This is a genomic window from Xanthomonas sp. GW (assembly GCF_014236815.1).
In the GTDB taxonomy this organism is placed as follows: Bacteria; Pseudomonadota; Gammaproteobacteria; order Xanthomonadales; family Xanthomonadaceae; genus Xanthomonas_A.
The window spans coordinates 1,689,038-1,701,039 of the sequence record NZ_CP051189.1 but is presented as its reverse complement, the minus strand read 5'-3'; the positions used below and the strand labels follow the sequence as shown (position 1 = coordinate 1,701,039).

Annotated in this window: 10 protein-coding genes; 8 read left to right on the top strand and 2 right to left on the bottom strand. The window is 69.0% G+C overall.

Annotated features, from left to right (window positions below):
* The first annotated feature begins 139 nt into the window (after positions 1-139).
* From HEP73_RS07130 to HEP73_RS07095, 8 genes are all read left to right on the top strand, one after another.
* Positions 140-2,446, top strand: coding sequence for a catecholate siderophore receptor Fiu (locus tag HEP73_RS07130; RefSeq protein ID WP_185822654.1), 2,307 nt, complete (start codon positions 140-142; stop codon positions 2,444-2,446).
* Positions 2,447-2,513: 67 nt separating this feature from the next.
* A complete protein-coding gene (locus tag HEP73_RS07125; protein ID WP_185822653.1) occupies positions 2,514-3,206 on the top strand; it encodes a Fe2+-dependent dioxygenase in 693 nt (230 codons plus the stop codon).
* 150 nt (positions 3,207-3,356) lie between these two features.
* Positions 3,357-3,998, top strand: coding sequence for a PepSY-associated TM helix domain-containing protein (locus tag HEP73_RS07120; RefSeq protein ID WP_185822652.1), 642 nt, complete (start codon positions 3,357-3,359; stop codon positions 3,996-3,998).
* A 34-nt stretch (positions 3,999-4,032) separates the two neighbouring features.
* Positions 4,033-4,548, top strand: coding sequence for a DUF2271 domain-containing protein (locus tag HEP73_RS07115; RefSeq protein ID WP_185822651.1), 516 nt, complete (start codon positions 4,033-4,035; stop codon positions 4,546-4,548).
* 29 nt (positions 4,549-4,577) lie between these two features.
* Positions 4,578-5,384, top strand: a complete 807-nt coding sequence (locus HEP73_RS07110) for a DUF4198 domain-containing protein (RefSeq protein WP_185822650.1) — start codon at positions 4,578-4,580, stop codon at positions 5,382-5,384.
* 43 nt (positions 5,385-5,427) lie between these two features.
* Positions 5,428-6,423, top strand: coding sequence for an FAD:protein FMN transferase (locus HEP73_RS07105; RefSeq protein ID WP_185822649.1), 996 nt, complete (start codon positions 5,428-5,430; stop codon positions 6,421-6,423).
* Positions 6,420-8,051: a sulfite reductase subunit alpha gene (locus HEP73_RS07100; RefSeq protein WP_185822648.1), complete on the top strand. Its 1,632-nt coding sequence runs from the start codon at positions 6,420-6,422 to the stop codon at positions 8,049-8,051. The genes HEP73_RS07105 and HEP73_RS07100 overlap by 4 nt, the downstream gene beginning before the upstream one ends.
* Before the next feature lie 549 nt (positions 8,052-8,600).
* A complete protein-coding gene (locus tag HEP73_RS07095; RefSeq protein WP_185822647.1) occupies positions 8,601-9,569 on the top strand; it encodes a phosphotransferase family protein in 969 nt (322 codons plus the stop codon).
* Positions 9,570-10,136: 567 nt separating this feature from the next.
* Here HEP73_RS07095 and HEP73_RS07090 read toward each other — a convergent pair.
* Positions 10,137-10,829 (bottom strand): response regulator transcription factor, encoded by a 693-nt coding sequence (locus HEP73_RS07090; protein ID WP_255423709.1) that lies wholly within the window; start codon positions 10,827-10,829, stop codon positions 10,137-10,139.
* A gap of 139 nt (positions 10,830-10,968) precedes the next feature.
* Complete coding sequence (locus HEP73_RS07085) at positions 10,969-11,565, bottom strand: HutD/Ves family protein (protein ID WP_185823337.1); 597 nt, start codon at positions 11,563-11,565, stop codon at positions 10,969-10,971.
* Positions 11,566-12,002: the final 437 nt, after the last annotated feature.

Below are 12,002 nucleotides of genomic sequence, written 5' to 3'. Positions count from 1 at the left end.
TGATGTCCGCGTTAAGCGGCCAGCGGCAGCCGGTCCATCCGGCCACCCTCCGACCTTCGCACCCGCGCCCCTGTCCTTGCGGACACGGCGACGGCGTGCGCGGCGGACCGCCCTTCCATCCTGCATAGCCGAACCCTCCATGACCTCCCCGATCAAGAGCCGCAAGCACGCCGTTTCCCGCCAGGTCTCCGCGCAGACCCTCACCGCCGCCGCACTGCTGAGCGGCCTGAGCCTGCTGTCCTCTCCGGCGCTCGCCGCCGATGCAGCGGCCGCCGACCAGCCCACCACCCTGGGCAAGGTCGACGTGGAAGCGCAGCGCGCCAAGCGCTACCTGGTGGAAGTGCCGGACTCGCCCAAGTTCACCCAGCCGCTGATCGACACCCCGCAGACCATCAACGTGATCAGCAAGGACCTGTTCAACGAGCAGGGCGCCACCACGCTGACCGAAGCGCTGCGCAACAGCCCGGGCGTGGGCACCTTCTATGTCGGCGAGAACGGCAACACCACCACCGGCGATGCGATCTACATGCGCGGCTTCGACAGCTCCAGCAGCATCTTCGTCGACGGCGTGCGCGACTTGGGCTCGATCTCGCGCGATGTGTTCAACATCGAGCAGATCGAAGTCGAGAAGGGTCCGGCCGGCACCGACAACGGCCGCAGCGCGCCGACCGGCGCGATCAACCTGGTGACCAAGCAGGCGAACCTGACCGATGCGGTCAGCGGCACGCTGTCCGGCGGCAGCGACAACCAGCGCCGCGTCACCGCGGACTGGAACCAGACGCTGGGCGCCAGCAGCGCGCTGCGGCTGAACGTGATGGGCCAGGACAGCGATGCGATCGGCCGCGACCACGTCAACAACAAGCGCTGGGGCCTGGCCTCGTCGCTGGTGTTCGGCCTCGGCAGCGACACCCGCTACTACCTCGACCTGCTGTACGTGAAGCAGGACAACATGCCCGACGGCGGCGTGCCGACCTTCGGCCTGCCCGGCTACACCTCGCCGGATCCCGCGCGTCCGTGGCTGACCAACGCCCCGCGCGTGGACAGCGAGAACTTCTACGGCACCCGCTACGACCACGACGACGTGACCGCGAAGATGGCGACCTTCCGCTTCGAGCACGACTTCTCCGATACGGTCAAGCTGACCAACACCGCGCGCTGGGGCCGCAACGAACAGGACTACCTGCTGTTCGCGTTCATGCCCAACACCGCCAACCTGCGCACGCCGAACCCCGCCGACACCTCGACCTGGACGGTGGCGCGCAGCCTGCCCACGTTCAAGGACCAGCAGTACACCATCCTCACCGACCAGCTGAACCTGCGTGTGGACTTCGCCACCGGCGCGGTGCAGCACAACCTCAGCACCGGCGTGGAAGCCGCGCGCGAGGAGCTGCAGAGCTGGGGCCACAACATCGTCAACCGCGCCGCCTGGCTGGCTGCCAACCCGGCCAACGTCTACGCCCCGGACTGGAACACCACGCCGCTGTTCACCGCGCGCAACGGCGCGCACAGCAAGGGCACCACCACCACGTTCTCGGCCTACGCCTTCGACACGCTGAAGTTCGGCGACAGCTTCCTGGTCACCGCCGGCGTGCGCGCCGACCACTACAAGACCGACTTCAACAGCCTGACCTGCACCACCGCCACCTCCACCGCCGTGCCCTGCACCACCGCGGTCGGCGTGGACGACGACGTGTCCGATACGCTGTTCAGCTGGAAGCTCGGCGCGGTCTACAAGGCGGCCGACAACATCAGCCTGTACGCCAACTACGCGATCTCGCAGCAGCCTCCCGGCGGCAGCGCGCTGGAACTGAGCGCGTCGGCCAACAACGCCAACAACCCGAGCTTCGACCCGCAGAAGGCCAAGACCGCCGAAGTCGGCACCAAGTGGAACTTCCTGGACGACAACCTGTTCGTGACCATGGCGCTGTTCCGCACCGACGTCAGCAACGAGATCGCGCAGGGCAGCGATGGGCTGTACTACCAGACCGGCGAGAAGCAAGTGCAGGGCGTGGAGCTGTCGGCGGTCGGCAAGCTCAGCGACAACTGGTCCATCTCCACCGGCTATACCAAGCTCGACGCGCAGGTGAAGCAAGGCGCCAAGGTGTCGCAGGACGGCAGCATGGACCTGGCCTACACCCCGGACAGCGCGTTCACCGCCTGGACCACCTATACCCTGCCGTTCGGCCTGACCGTCGGCGGCGGCGCCCGCTACTCCGGCGAGATGAAGCGCGGCACCGACGGCGCGGTGGGCACGCCGGCCTTGGTGAAGTCGTATACGGTATGGGACGCGATCGTGAGCTACCCGATCAACGACCACTTCAACCTGCGCCTGAACGTGTACAACGTGTTCGACAAGGACTACGTCGCGGCCATCAACAAGAGCGGCTTCCGCTACACGCCAGGCGCGCCGCGCTCGGCGATGCTGAGCGCCGAAATCAAGTTCTGACCGCCGCTTCGTCCATCCACACGCAGCGGTCGCCTTCAACCGAAGGCGGCCGCTGCCGGAGCGCCCAATGCTGCTGCACATTCCCAACATCCTTAGCGCCGACGAACTCGCGCGCTTCCGCCAGGCGCTAGCCGGCGCCGACTGGACCGACGGCCGCGAGACGGTCGGCGCGCAGGGCGCGCAGGTCAAACGCAACCTGCAACTGCCCGACGCCTCGCCGCTGAAGTACGAACTCGGCCAGGCAGTGCTCAACGCGCTGGCGCGCAGCCCGCTGTATTTCGCCGCCGCGCTGCCGTTGCGCACGATCCCGCCGCGCTTCAACCGCTACGAGGGCGGCGGCGAGTACGGCTTTCATGTCGATGGCGCGGTGATGACCCAGGCCGCCAGCGCCACGCAGCCGGCGCTGACCCTGCGCACCGATCTGTCCTGCACCCTGTTCCTGAGCGAACCGGAGGAGTACGACGGCGGCGAACTGGTCATCAGCGACACCTACGGCGAGCACGAAGTGAAGCTGCCGGCCGGCGACCTGATCCTGTATCCGTCCAGCAGCCTGCATCGGGTGCTGCCGGTCACCCGCGGCGCGCGCGTGGCCTCCTTCTTCTGGGTGCAGAGCCTGGTACGCGACGCCAGCCGGCGGCAGTTGCTGTTCGAACTGGATACGGCGATCCAGGCGCTGACCACCACCAAGGCCGACGCCGCGGCGCTGCTGCGGCTGAGCAACGTCTACCACAACCTGTTGCGCGACTGGTCCGAGACCTGATCCGGGCGGTCAACGCCGACGGCGCCGCCGCGTTGAAGGTTGGGCTACAAGGTTTTTCGGGTCGCGCATGCGGCGGCAACACCGCCGCAATTGCGACTAATTCTCATTTATGTAGAATGCATTCCGCCCTACTTCGATTCGACCGCCGCGTTGTCCGACTCCTCCTCCCCCGATCTGGCCACGGCGCAGCAGCGCCGCGGCTTCTGGCTGCGCACGCTGCACCAGTGGCACTGGATCAGCTCGGCGCTGTGCCTGATCGGCATGCTGGTGTTCGCCGCCACCGGGCTGACCCTCAACCATGCCGCGCGCATCGAGGCCAAGCCGCAGGTGCTCAATCGCACCGCGCAGCTGCCGGCCGCGCTGCTGCAGCGGCTCGGCGGCCACGCCGATGGCGACGCGCCGCTGCCGCGGCCGGTGGCGGCCTGGCTGGAACGCGAACTGGCGTTGAGCCTGGGTCGGCAAGCGGCCGAGTGGTCGGCCGACGAAGTGTACCTGGCGCTGCCCGGCCCCGGCAGCGATGCCTGGCTGAGCATCGATCGCGGCAGCGGCGCGGTCGAGTACGAACGCACCGAGCGCGGCTGGATCTCCTACTTCAACGACCTGCACAAGGGCCGCAATGCCGGCCCGGCGTGGGGCTGGTTCATCGACCTGTTCGCGGTGGCCTGCCTGGTGTTCTGCATCACCGGCCTGTTCCTGCTGCAGCTGCATGCACGGCAGCGGCGCATGACCTGGCCGCTGGTCGGACTGGGCCTGCTGATTCCGCTGCTGATCGCACTGCTGCTGATCCACTGATCCGACCCATCTCTTTCACCCCATGGAGCCTCGCATGCGCGTCACCCTGACCATCGCCCTGAGCGGCCTGCTGACGACGATGCCCGCGTATGCGGCCACGTTGGAACTGGACGTGGAGATTCCCAAGCTCAACGTCGCCGAATACCACCGCCCCTATGTCGCGATCTGGGTGGAAGGCGCCGACCAGCAGGTCGCGCGCAACCTGGCGGTCTGGTATCAGTCCAAGGACACCGCCGAAGGCCATGGCACCAAGTGGCTGCCGGACCTGCGCCAATGGTGGCGGCGCAGCGGGCGCACGCTGCAGATGCCGGTGGACGGCGTCAGCGGCCCGACCCGCCCGGCCGGCAAGCACGCGCTGGCGTTCACCGACGCGCAGCAGCTCAAGGGCCTGGCGCCAGGCCAGTACACGCTGGTGGTCGAAGCCGCGCGCGAAGTCGGCGGCCGCGAACTGCTGAAGATCCCGTTCGCGTGGCCGGCCAAGGCCGGCGCAATCGGCAGCGCACAAGGCAGCAGCGAACTGGGCGCGGTACGCCTGAGCGCCAAGCCGTGATTCCCTCTTTCCTCGCAAGGAGCAAGTCCATGAAGCGTTCTTTCGTGCTGGCATTGGCCATCGCCGCAGTGCTGCCGTTCTCCGCCCTCGCCCACAAGGCTTGGCTGCAACCCTCGCAAACCGTGCTCGCCGGCGAGAAGCCGTGGATCACCGTCGATGCGGCGGTGTCCAACGACCTGTTCTACTTCAACCATGTGCCGCTGCGCCTGGACAACCTGGTCATCACCGCGCCCGACGGCAGCGCCGTGCAGCCGCAGAACCCGGCCACCGGCAAGTACCGCAGCGTGTTCGACGTGGAGCTGGCGCAGACCGGCACCTACCGCCTGGCCCTGGTCAACGATGGCCTGTTCGCCAACTGGAACGAGAACGGCCAGCGCAAGCGCTGGCGCGGCAACGCCGCCAGCTTCGCCAGCGAAGTGCCCAAGGACGCGAAGGACCTGCAGGTGTCGCAGTCGCTGGGCCGGGTGGAAACCTTCGTCACCAACGGCGCACCCAACCAGACCGCGCTCAAGCCCAGCGGCAAGGGCTTGGAACTGGTGCCGGTGACCCATCCCAACGACCTGTTCGCCGGCGAGAAGGCCACCTTCAAGCTGCACATCGACGGCAAGCCGGCGCCCGGGCTGGACGTGGAGATCGTGCGCGGCGGCACCCGCTACCGCAACGCGCAGGACGAACTGAAGCTCACCACCGACGCGCAGGGCAACTTCAGCGTGACCTGGCCGGAAGCGGGCATGTACTGGCTGGAAACCACCAGCGAGGACAGCAAGACCTCGCTGCCGCAGGCCAAGCAGCGCCGGCTCAGCTACGTGGCGACGCTGGAAGTGCTGCCGCAGTGACGGCGACAGCGCGCACGTCCTGCGCATGGCGGCACGTAGCGGCATGAACGCGCCGCTCGCGCCGCAGGCCGATGTCGATGCCGAGACCGAGATCGCCACGCTTGGCGGTCGCAGCATGGGCACGACCTGGAGCGCGAAGCTGGTGCTGCGCCGCCGTCGCGACCTGCATCCGCTGCACGCCGCGATCCAGGCGCAGCTGGACCAGGTGGTCGCGCAGATGAGCACCTGGGAAGCGGACTCGGACATCGGCCGCTACAACCGCGCCGCCGCCGGCAGCATGCACGCGCTGCCCGCGGCATTCGCCGAGGTGCTGCGCTGCGCGCTGGACATCGCGCGGCGCAGCGACGGCGCGTTCGATCCAACGATCGGCGCGGTGCTGGGCTTGTGGGGTTTCGGCGCAGACGCCGGCAGCCAGCGCGTGCCCGATGCGGAGGCGTTGCGCCAGGCGCGCGCCGCCGGCGATTGGCGGCAACTCGTACTGGACGAGAACGGCGCCACGTTGCGCCAGCCCGGCGGCCTGCGCCTGGATCTGTCGGCGATCGCCAAGGGCTACGGCGTGGATCTGGTGGTGCGCGCACTGCAGGCGCAGGGCGTGGCCAGCGCACTGGTCGAGGTCGGCGGCGAACTCTACGGCTATGGCCGCAAGCCGGATGGACAGCCGTGGCGGGTGCTGGTGGAATCGGCGCCGGACGAGGACGCGCAGGCGGCGACGCCGCCACGGGTGCTGGCGCTGGACGGCCGCGCGGTCGCCACCTCCGGCGATCGCTGGCACCGCTTCGAACAGGACGGCCAGCGCTACAGCCATACCCTGGATCCGCGCAGCGGCACGCCGATCGCGGCATCGCTGGCGGCGGTCAGCGTGGTCGCCGCCGATGCGATGCGGGCCGATGCCTGGGCCACCGCGCTGAGCGTGCTCGGCGCCGACGTCGGACTGGCCTGCGCCGAGCGCGAACGGCTGGCGGCGCGCTTCCTGCTGCGCGCTGGCGAACGCGTGCAGGAGCGGCTCAGCAGCGCCTTCGCCGCGCTGCTCGACGCATGAGCCGGGCGCGGTCGCAACGCAACTGGAATGCCGTCGGGCACGTGGCAGCGTTCGCGCTGCTGGGCGCGATCGGCTATGCGCTGCTGCGGCTGCATCCGCAGCCATGGTGGAACGGCGTGCCATCGCAGCAGCGCATTCTCTACGCGGCGCTGGCAACGGCCGCCTACGCGGCCGCCTGCCTATGGCTGTGGTGGCGCGGCCGCCGCGGCGCGCGGCGCACCGGCAAGCAGGGCGACGCGCCGCTGCTGCTGGCCTGGGCCAGCCAGACCGGCTTCGCCCAGCAGCTCGCGCTGCGCAGTGCCGCGGCCTTGCATGCGGCGGGCCAGGCGGTACGCGTGCTGCCCTTGCAGAACGTCACCGCGGCCGACCTGGCCGGCGCGACGCAGGCGCTGTTCGTGGTCAGCACCAGCGGCGAAGGCGATCCGCCCGACCACGCGCTGCCGTTCCTGCGCAAGACGATGGCGCAGTCGCCGGCCTTGCCGAAGTTGGGCTACGCGCTGCTGGCGCTGGGCGATCGCCGCTACGACCATTTCTGCGCGTTCGGCCGCCAGCTCGATGCCTGGCTGCGCCAGCACGGCGCGCATCCGCTGTTCGACCGCATCGACGTGGACAACGCCGACGACGCCGCGCTGCGCCACTGGCAGCAATTGCTCGGCCAACTCGCCGGCGGCAGCGAGCAACCCGACTGGAGTCCACCGGCCTATGAGCGCTGGCAGTTGCAGCAGCGGCACCTGTGCAATCCCGGCAGTGTCGGCGGCGCGGTGTTCGAACTGGCGCTGCTGCCCGCCGACGGCGCACTGCCTGCGTGGCAGGCAGGCGACCTGGCCGAGATCGGTCCGTGCCATGACGACGCCGTGGTGCAGGCCTGGCTGCAGGCCAGCGGCCTGGACGGCACCGCAACGCTGCAGCGTCCCGGCCAGGTGCCGACGACGCTGGCCGCGCTGCTGGCGCGCAGCCACCTGCCGGCGCCGGACCAGGTCGCCGGCACTGCGCCCGCAGCCGTGGCCGCGCGCCTGCAACCGCTGCCGCATCGCGAATACTCGATCGCCTCGATGCCCAGCGACGGCGCGCTGCGTCTGTTGCTGCGGCGCGCGCTGCATGCGGACGGCACGCCCGGCCTGGGCAGCGGCTGGCTGTGCGACACCGCGCCGATCGGCGCCGAGATCGCGCTGCGGCTGCGCCCGAATCCGAACTTCCATCCGCCGGCCGATCCGGCGCGGCCACTGATCCTGATCGGCAACGGCACCGGCATCGCCGGCCTGCGCGCGCACCTGCGCGCTCGCATCGACGCCGGCGCGTCCCGCACCTGGCTGCTGTACGGCGAACGCCATGCCGCGCACGACGACCACTATGGCGAGGAACTGCGCACCTGGCTGGCGCACGGCGCGCTGCAGCGGCTGGATGCGGTGTTCTCGCGCGATGCCGGCGCGCACCGCTACGTGCAGGATGCGCTGCGCGCGGCCGCAGCGGACCTGCGCGACTGGGTCGCGCAAGGCGCGGCGATCTACGTCTGCGGCAGCCTGCGCGGCATGGCCCCCGGCGTGGACGCGGTGCTAGAGGAGGTGCTGGGGCGGCTGGGCAAGGAAACCCTGCTGCTGGAAGGGCGCTATCGGCGCGACGTGTACTGACGCCTGGGCTTGCGCCGGCGTTGGAGCGATGCGAACCAGGCACGGCCCTACGCGGCAACGACTCGCACAACCTGCCCCCCCCTGCCGTGTCCACGCTGGCCCTGACAGATTCGACCAGCAGCCTGATGCAACGCTCCACAGAATCTGCGGTGCGCGGGCGGGTCATCCCGTTGCGTCTGGCCATCGCGGTGGGTACGACGCCGCTCGGTGCGCCCCATCGCCGCCTGGGTCGCCGGCGCATTCGGTCCGCATCGGGCGCTGGGCATCGGTGCGGCGCGGACTTCGCCGCGGCAATGGTCGCGCTCAGCTACTTGGTGAAGCTCCGTCGCATGCACCTACGCTCCGACGGTTGGCGTCCGCGCTTCACCAAGTGAGTGCGATGGTTCGCCACGCGCGTGTCATCCCACCACCGACGATGGGATGACGCGATCTCGCAGACTGCTTTCCTGCACGATGCACGACACATGCGAAAGGCGCCAAAGCCTGCGCGGCCGGCGGCCGCAAGCGTGCCGGCGTATGATTGCGTGCGCAACGCTAGCACCTTCCGAAATGAAAATCTCCATCGCGTGTTTGCCCGAACATCCCAGCATTGCGCAGTCCTGCGAGCTCATCGAGACCGCGCCATTGAGCTACTGGATGCCGGTATTGAATCGGCTTCGGCAGGCGTTTCGGTTGCCGGGCGATGACTGGAAGCGGATCCCGGAAGGCGCCAATGCCTTGTTCCAGCTTGGCGACGCGGTGATCGTCAAATTGGTGCCGCCCAACTGGCGCCAGCAAGGCGAAAAGGAACGCCTCGTCGCACCGTTGCTGGACGGCAAATTGTCGCTGCAGACGCCGCGTCTCATCGGCGGCGGCGTGGTCGACAATTGGGTGTTCGTGATCTGCAGCCGCCTGCCCGGATCCTCGCTGGCCGATGTCTGGCCGGCGCTGGATGTCGGCCAGAAGCGTTCGATCATGCTGCAGGTGGGAACGCTGCTGCGCGAGCTGCGCAGCGTTGCGCTCGATGCCGACATCGCGATCCAGGTGGAGTGGCGGCACTACATCGCCACGCTGATCTCCGACTGCCTCGCGCGGCATCGGCGCAATGCGATGCCCGCGCATCTGGCGGCGCACGTCATGCCCTACATCGAAGCGGCGGGCGATTTTTCGCCGCCCGCGCAGCCGCGCTTCATCCACATGGACATCCATCCCTGGAATTTGATGGCGCACGACATTCAGGGAAAGTGGGCCCTCAGTGGGCTGCTCGATTTCGGCGATGCGATCGTCGGCCAGTGCGATCTGTTCGAGTTGCTGACACCGCTGATCTTCATGGCGCAAGGCGACCCGATCCTGGTGAAGGCGCTGCTCGACGCCTACGGCCTGCTCGACGGCTACGATGCGCCAACCCTGCGCCGCCGGCTCATGGCCACCGCCTTGATCAGGCCCGATTCGGACCTCGGCTTTTGCATGCAGCAGGTTCCGGTCAGCGGACCGCGCGACACATGGGAACAGGTCTCCTTGCAGATGTTCCCGTTGTGAGCTGGGCCAGCGCTGAACTGAAAGAGCGCGTAATCGGTCGATCGCCAGCGTTACACATTACCGGACGCAGCGGCGCCGTGTGCTGGCAGAGGGACAGGCCGAACGTGACCGCCGTAGGACGCACGGAAGGTCGCACTCCATCACTCCACTGCACGCCGACGCGCATGGAGCGCGATCGTGCGCGCCAGGTCGGCCATGCCGGTGGATGAGCGCTTGCCGCCGTCTGCAGGCTGCACCGTCCCACGCGGGATGTGCGCAATACGCATACCGGTGCCGTGCGAATCTGCCTGGTGATCCTTACGCCGCGTCGGCGCTCTGGCGATGCAAGCGCTTCATTCGCCAGCGCCGCACGACGAGGGTCGGACCGCCGCGTAAGCGGACCGCCGCGGAGTGGAAGATCGCCTCACCTCGTCGGCGCGTATCGCGCAGATGTGCGGGACCGAAAGGCGACGGCTCTGGCCGCTCAGGCAGCCACTGCAGGCGCTGGCGGCAACGATCGGGGCAGCCCGTGGGAAACGCTCGCAGATACGGCCATGCCGCCATCCGCGCCGGTCACGCGGCAACCGCTCAGCGTGCGGCAGGCATTCCCAGCCGATGCGGCTCGAACAGGTAGCCCTTGCCGCGCACGGTGCGGATCCACTGCGGCACCAGCGGGTCGTCGCCCAGCTTCTGCCGCAGCCGCGAGACCTGCAGATCGATGCCGCGACCGCCCTGGGGAACGCTGCCGTCGCTGTCGCCGATCGCCGCCCGCAGGTCCTCGCGGCTGAGCACGTTGCCGGGCTGCTCGAGGAACACCGCCATCAAGCGCAATTCGCTGGGCGACAACGGGATCGCACGGCCATCCGGCGTGACCGCCTGGTGCCGATAGGCATCGACCTGCCACGCGCCGTCCTGCGCCGGCGCTGGCGGCGGCGCCGCACGGGTACGCCGCAACACCGCATTGAGCCGCGCCACCAGTTCGCGCAGGTCCAATGGACGGCTCAAATAGTCGTCCGCGCCCAGATCCAGGCCGATCACCCGATCCACCGGCTCGGCCTGGTCGGCCATCATCACGATCGCGATGCCGCCGCGGTCGCGCAGTTGCCGACACAGATTCAGCCCTTCGCCACCGCCGAGGCCGGCATTGAGCAACACCGCGTCGTAGCGATCGGCCGCCAGCTGCGCATACAACTGCACGCCGCTTTCGGCATCGTGGGTCTGCAAGTTGAAACGGGCCAGATAATCGCGAATCCGGTCGCGCAAGGCCGCGTCGTCGTCCACTACCACTACTTTCGCCAACCACCTGCTGTTATCCGAGGCCACCTGTTCGTTCCGGTCCACGGCTCCGGGATAGCCGCGTTCGCGCATTGGACGCGGTCGGCGGCAACCCCGCAAGAGCCACGCGCGCGGCGCCGAAAGCTCAGTCGGCGAGCGTCGCCAGCGGTTCGATACGGATCGCCAGCAGCTCGCCGCCACCGCTCAAAGCGAAGCGCTGCCTGGTGTTGGCGGCCAACCAGGCGCTGTCGCCGGCGGCCAGCGGCGGCAATCCGCAGTCCACATCGAACTGCGCCTGCCCTGCCAGAAGATGAACGACCCAACAGATTTGCGGTTCGGCGAAGAACAGCATCGGCCCGACCAGCGGCCGATGCAGCAGTTGCGTGCGCAGGCGATCACGACGCCACATCAGGTTGAAGTCGTGGGTGGGGCCGTCGAGCAGTTCGCCGCGCAGCGGCCGCTCGCCGGCGAAGCGCAGCCGCGCGTACGGCGGTTCGAGCAGATGCACGGCGCCGTCGTCGAAGCGCAGGCGCAGGCCGGCGCCGCGCAGCAACACCAGCTCCCGATCGATGCCGGAGAAACTGGAAAAGGCCGCGTCCTGCTCGATCTCCGCGATCGACAGGCGCAGCAGCCAGTCGTCGCTGTCCGGTTGCGGCAGGCGCAGGATCTCCCGCGTCCAACCCAGTCCGTTGCGCCAGCGCTCGCGGCGGTAGTCGTTGGCGGGGATCACCCGCGAAGGCATGTTGCACCAGTCCATCGGCGCATTCTGCACGATCCGGCGGCGCTGCCGGATGCAGCGACAGCGGCAGGCATCTGCGGTTATCCCCGCGCCTGTCCCGGCCGTCAGCAAGTACGAATGGTGCTGGCAGACGCCAGCCGGAACCGGAAGTTTTGCAGCTCCAGGGAAATGCGGCAACTGGCCTGCGACGCGACCTTGCGAGAATCGCGACGGCCATCGCCCGTTCGGCGACATCGGCGGGTCGCGCCGGCGCAAGGCACATCGGCGCGCCAGCGCGTACAAGTCGCAGCGCGGCGACCATGCGTGGCGCTGCGGGATGGTGGCTGTTGGGCAGGGAGGCTGCTTGTGTGCGGGCGCGAGAGGCTGGGCCCGTACCCTCATCCGGCCCTGCGGGCCACCTTCCCCCGAAAAGGGGGCCATGGTCCCGACGGGAGAAGGAA